Below are 20853 nucleotides of genomic sequence, written 5' to 3'. Positions count from 1 at the left end.
TTACTGGCAATCAATTTTTAAATTATCAAAATTGCACTTTTGAAGTATTTGTTCGTTCCTACTACCATATCTGTATACAGTAATGCCTTTTAGTCCGTATTCCCAAGCTGTCCAATAAATTTCTGTTATATCTTTTATAGTAGTATTTTTGGGTAGATTTATGGTTTTTGATACTGCATTATCTGTATATTTTTGAAAAGCTTTTTGATGTAATAAATGGTATTTAAATGGTATTTCTAAACTGGTTTTAAATATTTTTTTAATATCCGTAGATACGTTTTTGAAATCTTTAATACTACCGTTTTTAAAAATGTGCTGTTTTAACGCTTTATACCATAAGCCTGATTTCTTCATTTTTTCCTTAAATAAGCTATTTACTTCAATTTGCGTTTTACCTCCTAAAATACCAGTACGCTTATAAGCCAAGGCAAATAGAGGTTCTATTGAATAGGTGGTGTTCGCAATTACAGAAATAGTTCCTGTAGGAGCAATACTATTACATGTTGCATTTCTAAGCGGAGATTTATTAAAATATGCACTGTTTATAAATAGTGGAGATAATCCTTTTTCTTTTGCCAATTGTACTGATGTCTCATAACTTTTTTCCTGAATAAATTTCATTAATTTTTCTGCTAAGTCAACTGCTTTTAATGAGGCGTAAGGAATTTCTAATTTAATAAGCATTTCTGCCCAGCCCATTACCCCTAGCCCAATTTTTCTATTTTTCTTTGTTATGGATTTTATTTCCGGTAATAAATAATAATTTACATCAATAATATTGTCTAAAAACCTGATTGCTGTAGTAATGATATCATTCAATTTATTCCAGTCAATCTTTTTTTCTGTAATCATATTTGATAAATTAACAGAACCTAAATTACAACTTTCATAAGCTAGTAATGGCAATTCTCCACAAGGGTTTGTACTTACAATTTTACCCAAATAAGGTGTTGGATTATGCTTATTAATAGTATCTAAAAAAACGATGCCTGGATCTCCGGTTTTCCATGCTTCTTTAACGATAAGTTGCCATAATTTAGTTGCTTTAAGCTCTTTTTCAACTTTTTTGGTTTTTGGGTTTATAAGTTTCCAGTTATTATTATCTCTTACTGCATCCATAAAACGATCACTTACTCCTACAGAAATATTAAAATTTTGAAGTTCTTTTTCATTAGATTTTGATATGATAAAACTTTCAATATCAGGATGGTCAATATTAAGTATGCCCATGTTTGCCCCACGACGTTTACCTCCTTGTTTTACATTTTCTGTTGCGGCATCATAAATTTTCATAAATGCGATAGGGCCAGAAGAGCATCCACCCGAGGAAGCTATATAATCATCTTTTGGTCTCAGGTTCGAAAAATTAAATCCTGTACCTCCACCACTTTGGTGAATTAATGCTGCGTTTTTTAATGTTGTAAAAATACTGTTTAAACTATCATGGATAGGTAATACAAAACAAGCACTTAATTGTCCTTTCGGTAATCCGGCATTCATCAAAGTTGGCGAATTCGGTAAAAAATCTAGATTTTTTAAAAGTTGATAAAAATTATTCGCCCAATAGGTTTTATTGTCTTTTTCAATAGATGCCACAAAATTAGCAACCCGCTTAAATAATTGGTGTGGCGTTTCAACAATCTTTCCGTCGTTATCCTTTAAAAGATACCGGTCACGTAGTATTTCCTTTGCATTTGTTGTTAAAACTGACATCGATCATTCATTTATTCAGGTTTTATAATCATTTGCGAGTTCAACATCTGAACCATACTATTTGGGTAAGAAACTCATACCATATACTTGATAAAACTGATATAAAAAGGGTGTGCTTCTAACCCTTTTCTTTATAATTTCAAAAGTTGGAATCTGATACAAGTTAGCTAATCTTTACAGTTGTATTTCAAAATCATTTAAAATCAAAGTTGATTTTGTCATTTTCATCTTTTAATTCAAGTATATGAAAACTATTCATTTTGAATTAAGGATTAGGAATAATGCCACGCATAAAACTATAAATTTCAATTTTTAAGTTTTTATAATCTTGTAAATAGTCAAAAATATTTTCGGACAACTGGTTATATTCGTCGAGGTAAAAATCGTCACAACTAACATCGTTACATTCTAGCTTTCCCTCCAATTGATTGTTATGATTTCTAATTTCTTTAATTAGTAGTGGTAGTTCGCCCTCAATCTTATCAAGCTGCTTCATAAATAATTGAATATTTTCAAATAAATTAGGAATAGTATTTTTATACGGATATGATTTTATTAATTGTCTTAAAAAAGACAATTCAAACGCCGAAAAATCGAGTTCTGCTGACCATTTTTCTGTGCTATAATGCAGTTCATCAATACTTTTATCGCGACTAAAGGTTTTGTGTTTTATTTGCTTTATCATAATAATTTATTATAAATTATCAATAACTTTCTTTAACTTATCTCTAATTTCTATAGCAATTGGGGCTAAAGATTTATTCATAACCGCTTGCATGGATGCAACTGGATCAACAGCTGAAACTTCAATTATACCATGTTTCTGTTCTTGAACAATAACATTACAAGGAAGCATAGTACCAATTTTATTTTCAGCCATTAGAGCTTTATATGCAAAAGTAGGATGACAAGCACCTAAAATTTTATAATTATAAAAATCGACATCTAACTTTTTCTTAAAAGTTGATGTAATATCTATTTCAGTAAGCACACCAAATCCTTCTTTTTGGAGTTCTTGGCTTATTTTTTCTACCGCGTTAGAAAAAGTAATATTGTTTAATGTTTTAGAAAAATAATAATCCATAATATTTATTTTATTTATAGCTTAAATTAAATTATTTCACATCTGTTTATAAAATAAAAACAGGAAAACATTTTCATATCTTCCTGTTTTCACTGATAGAATTTGTTCTTGGTTAACATGAAGGCTTAGGCATATAACCATTTGTATGGCCTATACAAACCACAACAATGTAAAAACCAATTTTACTGAACGCTATCAATAGCCTTTAAATGATGTGTTTTAAAGGAATATTTAGAATTCTCATAGCAATTACCTGATTAAACAAGATGGAAAAAAGAACAGGAAGTCGAAACTTCCTGTTCCACTGGATTTAAGGCCGTTTTTAAAACATCTTTAAACTTTTATATTGATTTTTAAACAATACACAAATTATAATGGATTAAAAAAATCCTTAAACTTTCTTTTTCATGCAAATGATTTTAAATAGAACAGGAAGCCGAAACCTCCTGTTCCTAAGTATTTATTTTAGTTTATCGCTAAATTGGTTTATCACATAATCTTATCTAAAAAATTCATATTAAAACCTAAATCACTAAACTAATATTAAATACCCATTTATGATATGAACTGGTTCAAACTTTCTAAATTGGTTAAAAAAATTGCACATTTACAACTAATTTTCGCTTTATTCTAAAATATTTAAACCAGCTCATTGTAAATAAATAACTGTACATTTTTACCTATTATTTTGTTTATCTATAGCTTTAAAAACACATGCATAGCCATGCTAATATTGTTTTTTTCGACTTTAAGATAGTCAAAATACATTGTATATTTTGTTTGCAGTATTTATTTACAAATCAATAACTTAAACCGTAATTCTACAGTTAAATCTATTTACTTGAGTAATTTTATAAACAAATGATTCAAAGAACATATCTTATCGATTAATAGGACAAATGTAGACACCTAATATTGAGTATACAATGACCATGATCAGTTTTAAAGATGATTCTTATCAGTAGTAATGAAAACGTAAAAAATACTCGAGATATACGACTACTAATGTTAACTGAAAAGATGTGATATTCTATTATAAGTCTCCATTGAAACTACTGAGATGGCTCTAACTATTTAAACATGGTTAGTCTAAGGTCATTAAAGCAAATTTAATATTTTAAAGAAATTACCATTTAAATATTTAATCCCATTTATTGATATATTTTTCATAAGAGTAAGTATTTAATGGCTTAGATGTTTATATCAAAAAAAGCCAATCCTCAATTTTTAAAAATGACTTAAGTCATTTTTAAAAATATTAATAAGTACTATTTTTATCTTTCATTCTAAACAATGATTTTATAGTATGCTCACCTTCAAAAATTTTAATATAGCCGATTGGTTTTCTTTTTACAGAGTGTTTGCCATACCTATACTTTTATTGTTATTATTAATGGGTGAACGCCAAATATTTGCGTTTGCTTTATTGGTTAGTTATAGTACCGATATGATTGACGGCTTTTTGGCACGAAAACTAAAAATCACAAGTGCCAGAGGATCGCAATTAGATTCTCTCGGTGACCAATTGACATTTATAATGGGCCTATTGGGATTGCTTGCATTTGAATATGATTTTATCAAAGAAAATTATATTTTGATTTTAATTGCTTTTACACCTTATCTTATTCAACTGCTTATTGCCTATAGCAAATATGGAAAAGCAACTGCTTTTCATACGTATCTAGCTAAATTATCGGCAATTGTACAAGGTGTATTTATTCTATGGGCGTTATTTTTAGGTCCAATTTACTCAATGTTCTATGTGATGATAGTAATTGGATTTCTAGAAACAATTGAAGAAGTAGCACTTATTTACATCTATGACTACTGGGTTTCTGACATTAAAGGGGTTTATTGGGCCATAAAGGATAAGCGAATTTCAAAAAGTAAAAAACAGAACTATACAAACCAAAAAAAAGTATTTAAATAAATGATCTAAACAATACATTTTAAAGCAATTAACTAAACTCCAATTAGATAAAAATAGTCTTAACCCTACCCATTATTATACACGGACTTATACATTTTATGGGTTTTTCGAACGCCAAAAAACGAAATAAATAGATTGCACACTTATGAATACGATTTCTTTAAAAAATTCGTATTAAATTACTTCCTCTTTTTCCATGGTGCATTTAAAGAATGATAAACTATTTGTTAGAGAAACGGTTACATTTTTTGACAACCAGGTCACTTCGCCCCATCACCCTTAATCGATTATCGTATAAAGTGTAAAATTATTGACGAGCATTCTGCAAGAGCGATTTTTTACGCACATGGGTAGGAGCATTTCTGCCATTTTATACTTTAATGAAAATGGGCAGTTGGTCAACTTTATTTCCGATGATTGATATTTTACTCGTGAAATAAGTATTCTAACCTCATGTAGTATTTTTTTTAATTAAGTGAGGTTCCTTTAAATAAAAAAAGTGAGGGTTATTCAGGAATAACATAACCCAAAACCCTCACTAACTCAATAAGCGATATGACGACTCTTCAATCATCTTAACTCAACTAACTAACTATTTTTCTGAAATTTTTAATTGTCAATTATCAAGAATCTCCCCTAGGTCTTCTTTAATAATTTAAAAAACCTTCTAATTTAATTTTTTTGGAACTGTGCATTTTTCGTTTTCAAATCTTCCAACTTTTTTTCTAAAGATGAAATAATATCTTCCGCTTTATAACTCATATTAGATAGTGTATCATCTAATTTTTTATCAAACTCAGCCTTTTTTACTTCTGCTGTTTTAGTCAATTCATCTTTGGCATGACGCATACGTTCTGAAATATCATGACCTGTATCCTCCAATTTGTGTTTGATTTTACCTCTAGTATTTTTACCTTTATCAGGGGCAAATAAAATCCCCATTCCTGCTCCTAGTGCTGCACCTGCTGCCAGAGCTACTAATACATTACCTGTGTGGTTTGCCTTTGCCATGGTTATTTGTTTTAAAAAGTTAATAATTATGTTTTTATAACCATAAATTTACTAATGTTAGAAGTACGTTACAATGACCTAGATCAGTTTTAAAGATGATTCTTATCAGTTGTAATGAAAATTTAGAAAACACACAAGGTGCACCGCTATTAATGTTAACTGAAGAGATGTGATAATCTATTATAAGTCTCCATCGAAACTACGGAGATCGCTCTTACTTTCTAGACCACCTTGGTATAGGTTCACTATCTGACATAAGATATATTTTATATGTTATAATTCTCAAAGTCATATTTAATCTCAATTTACGCAACAAAAACAATAGCATATATAAGCCATAAAATTTGAAGTAGATTATTTGTAATGGCAAAGGGATATTGATACCTTTTTGGTTTAAAGAAATTACTATAGCCTTTCACCAAACCACCATCTAGTTCTAGGTGCTTTCACCTCTATAGATGCACCATGCCTTTTCTCTAATTTTTTATAGATATAATCTATCCCTTCAGTTACAGAATCTGTGACCAAAAATAACTGTAAATCCTCCTTAGATATAGTTCCATGACGTACCATAATTTCAGTTTGTTCTAATAAATTTGACCAATATTTTTTTCCAAATAACACAACAGGAAAATTAGATATTTTGTTGGTTTGTAAAAGCGTTAAAGTTTCAAAAAACTCATCCATGGTGCCAAAACCACCAGGAAATACAGCAAATGCATATGAATATTTTAGTAGTAGTACTTTTCTAACATAAAAATGCTCTAGAGTAATGTTAAAATCAAGATATGGATTGGGATGCTGCTCTTTTGGTAATTCTATGTTACAGCCAATAGACATGCCAGAAACATCTTTGGCTCCTCTATTTGCTGCTTCCATAATACCTGGCCCTCCACCTGTCATAATAGTAAAATTCTTATTCGCCATTAATTTCGAAAACTCCCTTGCTTGCTTATAATAGATATTGTCTTCTCCAAATTTTGCAGAGCTAAAAACAGTGATGCATGGACCTACAAAATGTAATTTCCTAAATCCATAAATAAACTCAAATAATATGGAAAGTACACTTGTAAATTCCTTTAAGCGGCTTCTTTTTCCTCCAAGAAATATTGATTCACGTCGATTTTCCTTCATAGTGTGGAATTGCTTTTCAAATATATAGTGAAACCTAGTGTTTTAAACTGATAAAGATCATTTCACTCTTCGTAATAATAATTTTACTTTGTTACAACAAAAAATGTAAACTATTATGTTAGGTACCTTGAACAAAAAACAGGTTGAGCATCTATTGTACAGTAGTATTATTGGTAGGATAGGTTGCCATACAGATAACATTACTTACGTAGTACCAGTTACATATGCTTACGATGGAAAATATATTTATGGGCATACCAACGAAGGCATGAAGATTGATATGATGCGAAAAAATCCATTGGTATGTTTTGAGGTAGATGTTATAGAAAATATGAGCAATTGGCGAAGCGTAATTGCTTGGGGCAAATTTGAAGAATTAAAAACTCCAAAAGAACGCGAAGAAGGAATGCTTAAATTAATGGATGTTGTTATGCCATTAATGACTGGCGAAACAACAATTAGTCATCCAATGAAAGATACATATCCAAAATACATAGATGCCATGCAGGGTGTTGTTTATAGAATTAAATTGACCGAAAAAACGGGACGATTTGAAAAGACTTGATGAAATATAACTTCCATTTCGTCTGTTCAAAAGGCGTTTTCGTTGACCTATTATTAATATTCACAATGAATATCTAGGTTCTATAAAACTTCTGTTACAATTTTTAATTTATCGTTAATTCCTATTATCTATTTTTATATTTCACAACAAACTAAATTTTGTTTGGTGAAAAGATTTTTAACATTACTTCCTTGTTGTAATTGCACCTTTCTTCCAAATTCATAACTATTTTTCAATCTTCTGATTGTAACAATTCTGTTGCTTTTCTTTTTCCTAAAATCTGCTCTAAATCTTCTTTGTTCGCTACTTCATTTTTCAATAATAGCTGTGCCAATTCTTCCAATTCATCTTTATGCTTAGTTAAGATATTTTTGGCTCGTTGGTATTGTGTAGTTATCAAATTTAACACCTCGGTATCAATGAGCTTACCCATACTTTCGCTATAAGGTTTACTTAATAACCTTCCATATTCTCCAGTAGAATCATAAAAACTAATAGGACCAACTTCCTCATCCAAACCAAAATAAGCGACCATATTATATGCTTGTTTGGTTACTTTCTCCAAATCGTCTAAGGCACCAGATGATATTTCATTAAATATAATATCTTCAGCTGCCCTGCCACCTAGAGCTGCACAAATCTGATCTAGAAATTGAGATTTAGTAATAATTTGTCGTTCTTCTGGCAAATACCAAGCAGCTCCTAAAGATTTTCCCCTAGGTATGATAGATACCTTTACGAGAGAATCAACATTTTTCAAATACCAACTAGCAACCGCATGTCCTGCTTCATGATGGGCCACAATATTTTTTTCCTTGGGTGATATAATTTTACTTTTTCTTTCTAAACCACCAACAATACGATCACGAGCTTGGTTAAAATCATCTTGTCCGACAGATTCCTTTTTTTTACGTGCAGCTATCAATGCTGCCTCATTACAAATATTAGCTATATCTGCTCCAGAAAATCCCGGCGTTAAGGAAGCCAATAAATTCACATCTACACTTTTTTCAAGTTTTAATGGTTTTAGGTGTACCTGAAAAATTTCTACACGTTCTTCTCTTGTGGGTAATTCTAAATAAATATGACGATCAAACCTACCTGCCCTTAATAAGGCTTTATCTAAAATATCAGCTCTGTTGGTGGCGGCAAGTACAATAACACCTGTATTGGTACCAAAACCGTCTAATTCTGCCAACAATTGATTTAAGGTGTTTTCTCTTTCATCATTAGATTGGAAGTTATTTGCTTTATCTCTAGAGCGGCCTACAGCATCAATTTCATCAATAAAAATAATGCTTGGGGCTTTTTCTTTGGCTTGTTTAAAAAGGTCTCTTACTCGAGATGCTCCCACACCAACGAACATTTCCACAAATTCTGAACCTGATAATGAAAAGAAAGGTACTTGTGCTTCTCCCGCTACTGCCCTTGCCAATAGTGTTTTACCTGTACCTGGTGGTCCAACCAATAAAACACCTGTTGGTATTTTAGCTCCCAACCTTGTATATTCTTTTGGATTCTTTAAAAAATCTAAAATCTCCATGATTTCAATTTTTGCTTCTTTTAAACCAGCTACATCATTAAAAGTCACTTTACTTTTGGTGTCTATATTTGCAATTTTAGCCGTTGATTTACCAAAATTAAACATTGAACTACCCAAGCTACCGGGTTTCATTCTTCGGAGAATTATAATCCAAAAAAATAGAATAAGTAGGAACGGTAAAATCCATGAAAATGTTTCAATCCAATTGGTGCGGTTTTCATAGATTATTTCGACTTTTTCTTGTGGAGCAAAATTATCTTGAGCTTTTTCTAATTTATTTTCAAAACCTTCTATGGAGCCTAGTTTTAGATAGTATTGCGGACTGGTAGCACTAAGGATGGTGTCTTTAGCTACCCCTTCATATTTCTTAAGCAAAAGCCTTTCCTTCTTTATATAGATTTCAGCAGTTTCTTTATTAACCACAACAATTTTTTCCACATCGTTCTGGCTCAGCATATCTTGTTCAAACTCCAACCAACTAATTTCTTTTGTCTTAACGACAGGATTTATGTAAAAAACCAAAACGATAAAAGCAAAAAACAGCAAATACAACCAATTAGGGTTGTATGCCTTTGGTAATTTATTTTTGTTATCTTTTTTTACTTTCGTCATTTTATTTAGATTTCATTCAACCATTTTGCAGCTATATCCATTTCGTGGTAATCGAATGATTTAAACTGAATTCCAGGAGTTACCAGATTTGTAATTTTAATTAAGGATTCTATATTTTTATTAGGTACTATAGCTATCTTCTTAAATTTTCTATAATGGCTAAAACCCATTTTAAGATCTTCTAAAAATGCCCTTAGTGTTATCCCTTCAAAATCTAAAAACTGAATAAGTAAAGAAACCTCTTTTTCATAATCTCTCATGGTTCTATTTAAGATTTTATAATCTATCATTGTGAGTTTATCATAAACTATTAGGTGTAAAAAATTTTCTTTAGGCCAGATTGCCATGCCGTGTTTTTCATTTATAGTTGGGGAATTTACCCAATCAATTGCCTCATCCATATCGACCATATCAAATTCTTTTAATTCAACTTTTGGAGTTAAGACACCTACTATTTCTGTAAGGTTTTCAATCCAATCTTTGTCGGTGACAATGGCAAATTTTCTAAGATGCTTAAGTACAAACCATTTATCTTTTATATCAGAAAAAAATGATTTTAAATTTTTTATACTTTTGATATCATTGGCTTGTATAATTAAATTCACCTCTCCATTGCTATCAATAACACCTTTCATTTCAGTATAAAGTCTGTCTATAACCTTTTGATTGATACTTTCTTCAATTATGGTACTTACGGTGGTTTCTAAATTTAACTGTGTTCCTTTTATTGTTTCCATTTTTTTGATTTTTGACTTTTCACTACTAGTGTAAATTAAACTAAGACTTCAGGGATTTTATAACGATACATCAAAGAAGTTCTACTCACTAAATTAGCTTCCCCATGATGTATTAAATTTCTTAGGATGATGCTCCGGATCTAATGCTATACTCGCGGTATGCAATTCGTTAAAACTTTCAAGAGTTTTAGGAATTCGTAATCCCAATACTTTTATAGTTTTGATTAGAGCATTATAGCGTTTTGAATAATTTCTAAACATGGTTTTTATAATTATTAATCCTAATAATTGCATAGATCATTTTTCTATTAATAATTCAAAGCTATTGATTAAGATGAATCTTTAAAATGACCATAGTCATTTGTTATGTTTTTATTTCTAATTAATGTAGCTACATCATAATAAGTTTATAAAATTAATTGTTGACGTAATTTAAAAAGGATAAATAATTATTTTGAAGACAATTAGTAAGATCCTAAATCCTTATTATTAATAGCGGAATATTCCATTTACATTTTTGAAAAAAATTTCAACCATTAGAATTATATTGGTTGAAGATAATGGTGGTACAAAAAAATATCCCCATTTTCAAAATCATGGATGATAAGTTTAAAGCAATTAAAAAGAAATATAAATTTCTAACATTTAAGAAGAGTTCGTAAATCTTATAACTGAAATTTAGTAAAAAAACATCTTTTTATATGACTACCATAAAAAGATAAAAATCCTGTAGTTATTGAAAAAAAAAAGCTTCCAATTTAATGGAAGCCTTTGTTTAATAGTAGCGAGAGGGGGGCACGATCCCCGACCTCCGGGTTATGAATCCGACGCTCTAACCAACTGAGCTACCTCGCCAAAATTTCAAGATTGCAAATATAAAAACAAATTTACGAGTGGCAATAATTCTTTCTAATTATTTTTATCAAAAAAGTTTTTTTTAAATTGAGATAATATATATATTGCCATTCAAGATAAAAATTGACCTATGGCCGACAAAGTAAAATATAGTATAGAGTTTATCATGCACTCTTCACCTGCATTTTTATATCAGTATCTATCAACACCAGACGGATTAAGCGAATGGTTTGCCGATAATGTAAATTCAAGAAGTGATGTATACACCTTTCTTTGGGATGGTTCAGAAGAACAAGCCAAAAGATTGTCTTATAAAACCAATGAGCGAATTAAATATAAATGGTTGACAGATGAAGAAGAAGGTACCTTTTTTGAATTTAAAATAGTTGTTGATGATTTGACCTCTGATGTCTCTTTAATTGTTACTGATTTTGCAGATGACGACGAAGTTGACGAAGGAAAAATGTTTTGGGAAAACCAAATTTCTGAGCTAAAACAAACTATTGGAGCATAAAAAGTAATACAAGTTTAAAAGAATAACAAGCCTTGATTTTTTCGAGGCTTTTTTTTAGCCTCACCCAGAATTACCTGAAAAGTAATTCTGACCTCTCAAAAGGAGAGGTAAAGGGGAAATTAATTAACTGGAAATGATAAATTATAACGGTACAATTTCTAAAACACCTCCTACTTTAAGTATCAATAATAGAGCCTTTAAATATGGAGATGGTTTGTTTGAAACTATAAAAGTAATAGATAGTAATGTGATTTTTTTAGAAGATCATTACTTTAGATTAATGGCTTCTATGCGTATGTTACGGATGAAAATTGACATGCAATTTACCTTAGAGTTTTTTGAACAAGAAATTTTAAAAACCGCTGCTGCAAATAATTTATCTAATGCTAGAATACGTTTTACAATTAATAGAAAAGACGGTGGACTGTACCTACCCAGTACTAATAACACTCATTTTTTAGTGGAAGCAAATCCACTTTCTGTATCACTTAAAAAGAATTACGAAATTGATCTCTTTAAAGATTATTACGTGTATTCTGGAATTTTGTCAACTTTAAAAACAAATAACAAGGTATTAAACGTTGTTGGTAGTATTTATGCGGACGAAAACGGATTGGATAACTGTGTGTTGCTAAATGAGAAGAAGCAAGTAGTAGAAGCTCTAAATGCCAATATTTTTCTGGTAAAAGGAAAGCATATTGTTACTCCTCCCCTTTCAGAAGGATGTTTAAAAGGTGTTTTTAGAAAAAACTTACTAGAATTAATCTCAAAAGATGATACGCTAACCATTGAAGAAAAAGTAATATCTCCTTTTGAACTCCAAAAAACTGATGAAATCTTTTTAACGAATGCTATTGTGGGCATCCAACCAGTTAGTAAGTATAGAAAAAAAGAATTTACATCTGAAATTGCATTCTATTTAAGAGATAAAATGAATCTTTAAGTAAAGTATAATCAATTAGTATACGCTACAAAATACGTTGCTACTCTATTTCAAATATTACTTTGAGCTCAAAAAATTCATCATAAGAATTAAAGGTTGTCCAATAATTATTAAGTACTCTATTATCTACTAAAGAAACAATGTCCCCAACTTTTTTATCAATTTTAGAGGCAATGTTGTTAGCCCTTAATCGAGCATCGACCAAAGCTGCTTCTGTCATTTCATCATATAATTGATCATCAATTACATATTTACATTCTAATAAGTTAACATAAATACCTGGAACTTTTATATCTAGTAATTGTGAAATTTCTTTTTGTGAAGTACATTCATATTTTAGCATGGTACCTTCTCCTTGATAATTGTATGTTCTAAATTCAAATGTATCTTCTTCAAATTTAGTAACATCAATACCATTTTCTACCAATGCTAGATAATATTGATTTTTTATCTCAGCTAAATCAGTAATCTCTTCATCTCCGTAAGGATTTTGGGTAACTTCTATGCTTATTTTAGCTCTATATTTAACAATTTTCCGCTCTAGTTTAACAGATCCACTTACTTCTATTGTTTTATTCATGGTATTTTTGGGGTTATCATTCAAGTTATAGAATATGATATAACTTAAAAATAAACGGATAATTCTTTTTAAAATTATGATACACACTATTTATCAGTAAAATAGTTTTAATAAAACACAATTTCATTCTTTGAAATAATATAAAAAACAATCATTATAATTTATAATTATCTCATTACGAGGTAATATAACATAAAAAACCCAACCTGACATATAAAAATATATAACAGATTGGGTAACATCAACTAACCTACTTTAATATTATAATAATTCAAAAACGACGTTAATTCTTAAATATTCATCTTTGGGTGAATAATATACCCAATCTTCTAAACCATAAGAATTATCTGAAATCATAGCAATTTCCCCAACTTTTTTATTCGCTTTTGTTGCAATTCTTTTGGCTTTATCTTTAGCTTGAATAATAGCTTTTTCTATCAAATTGTCATAAGTAGCATCATCCAATTGCATTTTATATTCTAACCCATTGTTAGTAATACCATTGATTCTTGCACTTAAAACCTTAGAGACTTCTTCTTCAGTACTTGCCTCGTAATAATAAACAGTACCTTCTCTTTGATAATACATGCTTAAATACTCAATTTTTTTCTCTTCAAGTTTATTGGGATCAATTCCTTTCTCTTTGAGTTTATCGAAGTACTTCTTTTTTAACTCATCTAACGTATTGCATTCGTTATTACCATATCCCATTTGGTCTAAGCCCATGATCAATTTTATTCTGAACGCTTTTACCTCTTTCTTAAACCTTACATTACTACTTACACTTATTGTGTTTTTAGTACTGGCTTGGTCTTGAGCAAAGGTGTTTGCAACGATTAATAATAAAACAGCGATAATTAATTTTCTCATTATTGTAGATTTTAATGTTTCAACTATTTATGACAAAAACATAAATGAAGCTACAATCATCCAAGCTCCAACGATAAGTCCTAATACACCTAATTTACCTTGCATTGGTGCAATTTTCTCACGAATTAAGGCCGCTTTTTCTTGTGCTTTTGGATTATTACCTAAAAATAATTTACTGATTTGTCCGTAGCCTAATAAAAAGCCAAGACCCGCTTCTACAACACTACCTGCTAATAATGTTATCCACCAAATTGGAATAGATGTTAACCAACCCATATTTAAAAAGGCAGAGATAATTCCCCAAACACCCCAGAAACAAAATACAAGACCTATCCATCCTTGATAAGGCTCAATTTTTGCTAATAACTCAGCTGCGTTTGGTTTTTTTGATAAGATTAATGATGGCACCGCTATGATGCTTAACAATACTAATGAAATTCCGTAAATCATAATTTTAATTTTTTATTGGTTATTAATTTGATTACAAAAGTGCATCAGAATGGTTAGGTGTAAAACACTATTTTAAGGTAAAATACGACCCCTGAAAATTGGGGTGGTTCAATCTTCTGTGGTTAGTAGCAGTCCTCAGTAAAACTGAGTCTACGCATAGATCGCAGTATTGAAAAAACTTGACAGATGTATCTATCTTTAAACCATGACAGCAATATCTAGGAGACAGAACTAAAAAAAATAGGCAATGCACATTAGCCATCGGTAGATTTTAATCTCTAGGGAACTATGAAATTGGTAGGAATCAGGTATAAAAATGGTCAGTAGTACGAGATTAAATTCAGTATTGATTTTAAATCAAATTAGCTGAGAATTCACGAAAATTAATGTCAAAACAATTATCAAAACAGCAAATAAGCCTGTAAAAACCTTTCTCAAATGAATTTTTCTTATTTTTTTCATCCACTCATCTTGGCTTATTCCATCTCCTTTGTTGAAAAATTTTCTATTAGTATCAACCGTAATTCGAATTCCATAGACTATCCAGCCAATAAATAAAATACTCAATAAAATCCTTAAAAGTGTTGTTCCCATTTGGTTTTATAAATCAATTTTCAAATTATGAGAAAAAAAATACTCTTAAGATTTATCAGCTAACCTCTAATTTAATCCAACAAGCCTAACTGTATAGCGTACTTCGTTAAACCTGCAAGGTTGCGGACTTCTAATTTTGAGATCAAATTTTTTCTATAGCCTTCAATCGTGTGCTTACTTAAAAAAAATTTATCCGCTATTTCTTGTGTAGTGTGTTCTTCAGCAATTAACTTCAGCACTTCTTTTTCTCTCTTTGTTAGACTAGTAATAACATCTTTTTCCTTATTAAACATACTGTCCATATATGCTTTTTTGATGCTTTCAGAAAAATACTTTTCTCCTTTTAATATGGTTTCAATTGCTAGAATTAATTCTCCTTTTTCGGCATTTTTAGGAACATATCCATCTACTTGATCTTCTGTTAATCTATGTATTGTCTTAGAATCGTGTCGCATGCTTACTATCAAGGTTCTAATATTAGGAAACTTAGCTTTAATATGTTTATTTAATTCAATTCCTGTAACATCAGGCATATTAATATCCGTTACCACCAAATCAACATCTTTACCTTCACAATTATCAAGGTATTTAATAACATTCTGACCACTATTTGCCGTCATCACGATTTCAAAATCTGATTCATTTGCAATAATACTTAGCAAACCATCTAAAAACATTTTGTGATCGTCTGCTACAATTAATTTATACTTTCTTGCTAATGTCATGTTATAAAGGAATTTCAATGGTAACTGCCGTACCATGGTTAATTGATGAATCTATATTTAATGCGGCATTTAATTTATCTAAACGACTTTTTATGTTTTGTAAACCAATCCCGGTTGGTGTTTTACTTTGGTCAAAGCCAATACCGTTATCTTCAAACAACAATTGTAATGAATTATTATGTACATTCAAATGAATTTCTACATTTTTTGCTTTGGCATATTTCAACGTATTAGTAACCAATTCTTGTATAATATTAAAAACTTCCACTTGAATACTTTCGTCCAATACATTTATTTTTTCTTCAGGATAAGGCATAAATACAATATCTTGGTCTGAAGATTTATCTAATTTATTAATATATTCACTTATTAAAGTAGTAAAAGCATTTTGACTAAACTTACTCGGAATTAAATTATGAGATATTTCTCTAACTTGTTGATAGGTCTCGTCAATTTGCGAAATAATAGCACTGGAATCCGCATTATCATTTAAATTGTTCATTTGCATTTTTATAGCTGCCAAATTACCACCAATACTATCATGTAATTCTCTCGCTATTCTTGTTCTTTCTTCATCTTGGGCTTCTACCGAGGCTTTTACTAACTTTAACTCTTGCTCTCTAATTAACGCACTCACCTTCTGTGTATTCAATTCATCTTGTTGTGCATTCAGTTGACTTTGAGCCTGTAGCTTTTGGTAATAAACTATAAATAAAGCAGTTATAGGAATTAGTAAAATTAAAAAACCGATTAAAATAGCATATTTAATGGTTTTTTGCCTTTTAATTTCACTCTCTTTTAGTAATTGTTCCTCTTGCAATGAACTAATTTCCTTTTCTTTTTGCAAGGTTTGGTATTGAATTTCAAGTTCCTTTATTTCCTTGCTTTTTTGCTCTTGAATCATTCTATTAGAAACATTAACATATTGAGTCATTAACGCATACGCATTTTCATAATCTTCTTGATCTCTATACAAGTCTACTAGATTTTGTATGATCTTTTTCTCTAGCCCCAATCTGTCCCATTGTACTGAATTTATATGAGCAACAGACAAAATTATTTGAGCATTATGATAATCCTTTTTACGCTTATAAACATCTCCAATTCTCAGTACCGCTTCAACATACAAATCATAATATTTTTTTTCATGAGCGGTATTTTTTACTTCTTCAAAAAGTACTAATGATTCATCCAGTTTTTTTTGAACCACATCCATGGTTCCTAGATTTAGTTTAATGTCTAAGGCTATTTTTTTATCAGGGGATAATTCTAAATCAGCTAAAGCCGCATTATAATATGGTGCACTTTTTGCAATATCTCTTTTTAAGTAATAAATATCACCATAATACTTTTTTGCTAAGCCAGTAAAATAGGTATTTTTACTACTTTCAATGGCATTATCTAATAATGGTGTTGCTTTTTCAAACTCTTCTTTATTTATATAAACCGATGCTAACCCTAAGGAATGTGTAAAATATAAATATGGACTATCGGTTATTTTAGTTATTTCTAAACCCTTTAAATAATACTTCATTGCTTCATCAAAAAGCCCTTGTAACATCTTCCCTTTACCAATAATTCGATATGCTTTTGATAAATACAAATTGTCAATAACTCCTTCTACTTGAATATTTGAATTTTCATCTTCAAGTAATTTTCCATAATAAATTATAGAATCTGTATTACCTAATTCTATATGGATATTTGCAATTTCCTCAATAAAAAAAGCTTTATCCTTAAAGCTATCAGCATCACGTAATTGTTGATATAGAGAATCTGGTGCTCTATCAAACGTTTCTCCAAATGCGGTATACCAAGTTTTACCATCATCTTTATCTTGAGCAATGCCCAATTGCGATAAAAGTAATCCGAAAATAAAAATTAGTTTAAAAATTGATTTATGCATTTGGCTAAATTAAAACAAAAAACCACTTTAGTAAAAATAACTAAAGTGATTTAATAGGCTTTTATAAAGTATAAATTAAATCTTTAATTCATTGAATAAAGTAATCAGCTTTTTATCTGATGGTCTTGGAGCGTTTGAATTAACAATATTACCTTGAGGATCTATTAATATAAAACGAGGAATACCCATAATTTGATAATCTTGTACAAATTTTGAACTAGAATCATTATCCGCTATCAATTGAATACCACCTAATTCTTTTTCTGTTACCATTTTTTTCCACTTGTCATGATCCTTTTTCTTATCTATTGACAAACTAACAAATTCTATGTTTTTATCATGATATGTTTTTTCTACCTTTTTCAGTGATGATATTTCAGCTAAACAAGGGCCGCACCATGTCGCCCACACATCAATATAGACATACTTACCTTTTAAATCGTCTAACGAAGTAGTACCACCTGCATGATTTTCATAATTTGTAAATTGTGGAGAAACATTTCCTTTTGATACTGATTTAATTTTAGTGTATGTTTTAGTAATTTCTTTTTTATTATTTTCATTAGTAGAACCCTCCATAAAAGTGTTATAAAAAGTTTCTAAATCATCTGTATATGATATTTCAAATTTACTGTGATTGTATAATAGCCCATTCTTAATGGTCTGATTGGGTGCAGATGAAAATGATTTTAACCTTACTAGACTTCTAGACAGCGTTGAATCTGCTTCCAAAGTCTTTTCTACTTTTTTTATATAATGAGAAGTAACTAAACTAACATAAGCTTGAGATGATAAAAAATCTTCCTCATTATTAAAATCTAAACCTTCAAGTTCTGTTAAAAAACCTTCAGATACTTTAAATTCTGGTTTTTTAGCATAATGTTTATGATAAGATTCATAATTGTTTAAGGCTGATAAATATTCGTAATTCAGATTTCTTTTTTCCTTTGTTCTAAAGTCATTAGAAATACTCGTCATCGAATCTAATAAAGCTTCATTTACAGTCTTTATTTCATTAGATTTCTTTTTATAGGCATCTTCTTCCAATTCAAAATAGGAATTACCTGGTCCTTGTAAACTTTTGATTTTTTTACCTTTCGCCAAAAAATAATTACCTATATCAGCTCCAACTCCAGATATCTTTATCGTTTCGTCAAAGTCATCACTATCGTAATTTATTTGAATATCATTACCTTGTTGTAAATGAATTGGAGTCACACTTTTACCGTCATATAAAACAAAATCACCGAACTTGGCTCTCATGGTATCTCTAAATACACCATCGGCTGAAACCTGAATAGTGTCTGTAAAACTCATATCTCCACTATAGAGTCTTAATAATCCATCGCCTTTATTAATAACTTTTCCAGAAATAATTGCATATTCAACCGTTGGACTCTCACTTTTACATGCCGACAACATAATTAAAATACTACATGCGTAAAATACTTTTTTCATAATTTAATTGTACGTTTTTGATTAATGAGCGTAAATTTAATTAAAACAATTGATAGGAGCTTTAATTATTATATTGCTTTTATTTTATTTATTTCATCCCTTAATTTTTTAACCATCTCTGGATATTTTAAGGCGACATTATGCTGCTGTCCTATATCTTCTTTTACATTATATAATTGATAAATCGTATCTCTTCCCGTTTCAATATTGGTGAACTTCCCTGTACTTTTTGGACCTTTATGTGGTGGAATTAATATCCAATCTCCATGGCGAATAGAAATTCCATTCGTTCTACCTAAAATTAAACTTTCCCTACCTATATCTGATTTTCCCAGCAATGCATCTATTACATTTTCACCATCTTCAGTTGTGTTTTTTTGTCCTGTAAACGAAGCGAATGAAGCCGGTAAGTCCATTTGCGAAACCAAAGCATTTGAAATGCCTGGTTCAATAGTTCCTTTCCACATTAACATAAATGGTACATGCGTTCCTCCATCGAAAAGGCTATACTTCCCTCCTCTTAGATTCCCTGCTGGTGTGTGATTCCCATTTTTTTCAACGGCATCACTTTTATAACCATCATCTAGTACAGGACCATTATCACTCGAAAAAATTATAATCGTATTTTCTGTTAGTTTTAATTCATCTAGATAATCTAACAATTGTCCAACATCCCAATCAGCTTCCATAATTACATCACCTCTTGGACCTAAACTAGATTTCCCAGCAAACCGAGGATGGGGCACTCGAGGCACATGTGGTTGATGCAAACTATAAAATAAAAAGAATGGCTTTTCTTTATTACGGTCTATAAATGCCTTTGATTCTCGTAAAAAGTCATCTCCCATGTTTTCGTCAGTAAATAATGCTGATTTACCACCACGCATAAATCCAATCCTAGAAATTCCGTTATGAATACTCATGTCATGCCCGTGGCTAGGATGTAATTTTAGTAATTCCGGATTCTCTTTTCCTGTTGGTTCACCTTCAAAGTTTTCTTTGTAGCTCACTTCAATCGGATCTTTAGCATCTAAACCATCAATTCGATGCCCTTTAACATAAACAGATGGTACTCTATCATTTGTTGAAGCCATTATATAAGATTCGTCAAAACCAATTTCTAATGGTCCTGGTTTAATTTCACCATTCCAATCCATATTTTCACTACCTAACCCTAGGTGCCATTTACCAACTACACCTGTTGTATAGCCAGCATCTCTTAACATGGATGGTAAAGTTTGCTTACTCGTATCAAAAATTAGAGGAGCATTTCCTGGGAGTACTCTAGCATTTTTCTTTTTAAATGGGTAATTACCAGATAACAACGCATAGCGACTTGGACTACATGTCGGTGAAGCCGCGTAACCATTCATGAATTTAATACCTTCATTCGCTATGCGATCAATATTTGGTGTTTTTAAAACCTCACTTCCATATGCACTAACATCACCAAAGCCCAAATCATCGGCATAAATTACTATAATATTAGGTTGTTGATTTATCTCTTTTTTTTCTTTTTCGCTTTTGCAAGAAATGAAACTCAAAGCCATCAACAACGTAAGTGCTTTTATATTATGTAACTTTAACATGATTCTATACTTTTTAAATTATATTTTATAAATATAATTC

The 20853-nt window shown here is 30.3% G+C and carries 20 protein-coding genes; 4 read left to right on the top strand and 16 right to left on the bottom strand.

The features are described from left to right. From FF125_RS09945 to FF125_RS09935, 3 genes are all read right to left on the bottom strand, one after another. Positions 1-1713, bottom strand: a complete 1713-nt coding sequence (locus FF125_RS09945; protein ID WP_138949630.1) for an adenosylcobalamin-dependent ribonucleoside-diphosphate reductase — start codon at positions 1711-1713, stop codon at positions 1-3. Between the two features lie 265 nt (positions 1714-1978). After that, positions 1979-2398: a hypothetical protein gene (locus FF125_RS09940; protein WP_138949629.1), complete on the bottom strand. Its 420-nt coding sequence runs from the start codon at positions 2396-2398 to the stop codon at positions 1979-1981. Between the two features lie 9 nt (positions 2399-2407). Further along, positions 2408-2797: a DUF302 domain-containing protein gene (locus tag FF125_RS09935; protein ID WP_138949628.1), complete on the bottom strand. Its 390-nt coding sequence runs from the start codon at positions 2795-2797 to the stop codon at positions 2408-2410. Between the two features lie 1306 nt (positions 2798-4103). On the opposite strand from FF125_RS09935, the gene FF125_RS09930 reads away from it, so the two are divergent. Next, the gene (locus FF125_RS09930; protein ID WP_138949627.1) at positions 4104-4727 is read left to right on the top strand and encodes a CDP-alcohol phosphatidyltransferase family protein; all 624 of its coding nucleotides are present in this window, start codon (positions 4104-4106) and stop codon (positions 4725-4727) included. A gap of 672 nt (positions 4728-5399) precedes the next feature. Here FF125_RS09930 and FF125_RS09925 read toward each other — a convergent pair. Both FF125_RS09925 and FF125_RS09920 read right to left on the bottom strand, forming a co-directional pair. After that, complete coding sequence (locus tag FF125_RS09925) at positions 5400-5738, bottom strand: YtxH domain-containing protein (RefSeq protein WP_138949626.1); 339 nt, start codon at positions 5736-5738, stop codon at positions 5400-5402. 405 nt (positions 5739-6143) lie between these two features. Further along, positions 6144-6872 (bottom strand): LOG family protein, encoded by a 729-nt coding sequence (locus tag FF125_RS09920; RefSeq protein ID WP_138949625.1) that lies wholly within the window; start codon positions 6870-6872, stop codon positions 6144-6146. A 115-nt stretch (positions 6873-6987) separates the two neighbouring features. Here FF125_RS09920 and FF125_RS09915 point away from each other — a divergent pair, with 115 nt between their 5' ends. After that, on the top strand, positions 6988-7437 hold the full coding sequence (locus FF125_RS09915) for a pyridoxamine 5'-phosphate oxidase family protein (RefSeq protein WP_138949624.1): 450 nt from the start codon (positions 6988-6990) through the stop codon (positions 7435-7437). Positions 7438-7669: 232 nt separating this feature from the next. Here the strand turns inward: FF125_RS09915 and ftsH are convergent, their stop codons facing one another. From ftsH to FF125_RS09900, 3 genes are all read right to left on the bottom strand, one after another. Next, positions 7670-9592 carry an ATP-dependent zinc metalloprotease FtsH gene (gene ftsH / locus FF125_RS09910; RefSeq protein WP_138949623.1) on the bottom strand — a complete coding sequence of 641 codons (1923 nt, stop codon included), beginning with the start codon at positions 9590-9592 and terminating at the stop codon, positions 7670-7672. A 5-nt stretch (positions 9593-9597) separates the two neighbouring features. Continuing rightward, positions 9598-10329 (bottom strand): SpoIIAA family protein, encoded by a 732-nt coding sequence (locus FF125_RS09905; RefSeq protein ID WP_138949622.1) that lies wholly within the window; start codon positions 10327-10329, stop codon positions 9598-9600. 93 nt (positions 10330-10422) lie between these two features. Further along, positions 10423-10623 (bottom strand): hypothetical protein, encoded by a 201-nt coding sequence (locus FF125_RS09900; RefSeq protein WP_138949621.1) that lies wholly within the window; start codon positions 10621-10623, stop codon positions 10423-10425. Between the two features lie 691 nt (positions 10624-11314). Here FF125_RS09900 and FF125_RS09890 point away from each other — a divergent pair. Both FF125_RS09890 and FF125_RS09885 read left to right on the top strand, forming a co-directional pair. Then, a complete protein-coding gene (locus FF125_RS09890) occupies positions 11315-11698 on the top strand; it encodes an START-like domain-containing protein (RefSeq protein ID WP_117880565.1) in 384 nt (127 codons plus the stop codon). 133 nt (positions 11699-11831) lie between these two features. Next, positions 11832-12641 (top strand): aminotransferase class IV, encoded by an 810-nt coding sequence (locus FF125_RS09885; protein WP_138949620.1) that lies wholly within the window; start codon positions 11832-11834, stop codon positions 12639-12641. A gap of 40 nt (positions 12642-12681) precedes the next feature. On the opposite strand, the gene FF125_RS09880 is transcribed toward FF125_RS09885, so the two are convergent. The 8 genes from FF125_RS09880 to FF125_RS09845 all read right to left on the bottom strand — a co-directional run bounded on the left by FF125_RS09880 (position 12682) and on the right by FF125_RS09845 (position 20813). Continuing rightward, positions 12682-13221 carry an SIMPL domain-containing protein gene (locus FF125_RS09880; protein ID WP_138949619.1) on the bottom strand — a complete coding sequence of 180 codons (540 nt, stop codon included), beginning with the start codon at positions 13219-13221 and terminating at the stop codon, positions 12682-12684. 261 nt (positions 13222-13482) lie between these two features. After that, positions 13483-14091 (bottom strand): SIMPL domain-containing protein, encoded by a 609-nt coding sequence (locus tag FF125_RS09875; RefSeq protein WP_138949618.1) that lies wholly within the window; start codon positions 14089-14091, stop codon positions 13483-13485. Between the two features lie 27 nt (positions 14092-14118). Then, a complete protein-coding gene (locus FF125_RS09870) occupies positions 14119-14541 on the bottom strand; it encodes a hypothetical protein (protein WP_138949617.1) in 423 nt (140 codons plus the stop codon). 357 nt (positions 14542-14898) lie between these two features. After that, positions 14899-15135, bottom strand: a complete 237-nt coding sequence (locus FF125_RS09865) for a hypothetical protein (protein ID WP_138949616.1) — start codon at positions 15133-15135, stop codon at positions 14899-14901. Positions 15136-15206: 71 nt separating this feature from the next. Further along, positions 15207-15860, bottom strand: coding sequence for a response regulator (locus FF125_RS09860; RefSeq protein WP_138949615.1), 654 nt, complete (start codon positions 15858-15860; stop codon positions 15207-15209). Position 15861: 1 nt separating this feature from the next. Further along, positions 15862-17766, bottom strand: a complete 1905-nt coding sequence (locus FF125_RS09855) for a tetratricopeptide repeat-containing sensor histidine kinase (protein ID WP_138949614.1) — start codon at positions 17764-17766, stop codon at positions 15862-15864. A 75-nt stretch (positions 17767-17841) separates the two neighbouring features. Continuing rightward, the gene (locus tag FF125_RS09850) at positions 17842-19224 is read right to left on the bottom strand and encodes a TlpA family protein disulfide reductase (protein ID WP_138949613.1); all 1383 of its coding nucleotides are present in this window, start codon (positions 19222-19224) and stop codon (positions 17842-17844) included. Between the two features lie 68 nt (positions 19225-19292). Beyond that, on the bottom strand, positions 19293-20813 hold the full coding sequence (locus tag FF125_RS09845; protein ID WP_138949612.1) for a sulfatase family protein: 1521 nt from the start codon (positions 20811-20813) through the stop codon (positions 19293-19295). Positions 20814-20853 lie beyond the last annotated feature (40 nt).

This window comes from Aureibaculum algae, assembly GCF_006065315.1.
Taxonomy (GTDB): Bacteria; Bacteroidota; Bacteroidia; order Flavobacteriales; family Flavobacteriaceae; genus Aureibaculum; species Aureibaculum algae.
The sequence above is the reverse complement of the archived record's forward strand: the minus strand, read 5'-3'. Positions and strand labels throughout refer to the sequence as shown.

Bases quoted from the DNA above. Each gene is read 5' to 3' on its own strand.
- FF125_RS09945 (WP_138949630.1), bottom strand. From the start codon at position 1,713: ATGTCAGTTTTAACAACAAATGCAAAGGAAATACTACGTGACCGGTAT.
- FF125_RS09940 (WP_138949629.1), bottom strand. From the start codon at position 2,398: ATGATAAAGCAAATAAAACACAAAACCTTTAGTCGCGATAAAAGTATT.
- FF125_RS09935 (WP_138949628.1), bottom strand. From the start codon at position 2,797: ATGGATTATTATTTTTCTAAAACATTAAACAATATTACTTTTTCTAAC.
- FF125_RS09930 (WP_138949627.1), top strand. From the start codon at position 4,104: ATGCTCACCTTCAAAAATTTTAATATAGCCGATTGGTTTTCTTTTTAC.
- FF125_RS09925 (WP_138949626.1), bottom strand. From the start codon at position 5,738: ATGGCAAAGGCAAACCACACAGGTAATGTATTAGTAGCTCTGGCAGCA.
- FF125_RS09920 (WP_138949625.1), bottom strand. From the start codon at position 6,872: ATGAAGGAAAATCGACGTGAATCAATATTTCTTGGAGGAAAAAGAAGC.
- FF125_RS09915 (WP_138949624.1), top strand. From the start codon at position 6,988: ATGTTAGGTACCTTGAACAAAAAACAGGTTGAGCATCTATTGTACAGT.
- ftsH (WP_138949623.1), bottom strand. From the start codon at position 9,592: ATGACGAAAGTAAAAAAAGATAACAAAAATAAATTACCAAAGGCATAC.
- FF125_RS09905 (WP_138949622.1), bottom strand. From the start codon at position 10,329: ATGGAAACAATAAAAGGAACACAGTTAAATTTAGAAACCACCGTAAGT.
- FF125_RS09900 (WP_138949621.1), bottom strand. From the start codon at position 10,623: ATGCAATTATTAGGATTAATAATTATAAAAACCATGTTTAGAAATTAT.
- FF125_RS09890 (WP_117880565.1), top strand. From the start codon at position 11,315: ATGGCCGACAAAGTAAAATATAGTATAGAGTTTATCATGCACTCTTCA.
- FF125_RS09885 (WP_138949620.1), top strand. From the start codon at position 11,832: ATGATAAATTATAACGGTACAATTTCTAAAACACCTCCTACTTTAAGT.
- FF125_RS09880 (WP_138949619.1), bottom strand. From the start codon at position 13,221: ATGAATAAAACAATAGAAGTAAGTGGATCTGTTAAACTAGAGCGGAAA.
- FF125_RS09875 (WP_138949618.1), bottom strand. From the start codon at position 14,091: ATGAGAAAATTAATTATCGCTGTTTTATTATTAATCGTTGCAAACACC.
- FF125_RS09870 (WP_138949617.1), bottom strand. From the start codon at position 14,541: ATGATTTACGGAATTTCATTAGTATTGTTAAGCATCATAGCGGTGCCA.
- FF125_RS09865 (WP_138949616.1), bottom strand. From the start codon at position 15,135: ATGGGAACAACACTTTTAAGGATTTTATTGAGTATTTTATTTATTGGC.
- FF125_RS09860 (WP_138949615.1), bottom strand. From the start codon at position 15,860: ATGACATTAGCAAGAAAGTATAAATTAATTGTAGCAGACGATCACAAA.
- FF125_RS09855 (WP_138949614.1), bottom strand. From the start codon at position 17,766: ATGCATAAATCAATTTTTAAACTAATTTTTATTTTCGGATTACTTTTA.
- FF125_RS09850 (WP_138949613.1), bottom strand. From the start codon at position 19,224: ATGAAAAAAGTATTTTACGCATGTAGTATTTTAATTATGTTGTCGGCA.
- FF125_RS09845 (WP_138949612.1), bottom strand. From the start codon at position 20,813: ATGTTAAAGTTACATAATATAAAAGCACTTACGTTGTTGATGGCTTTG.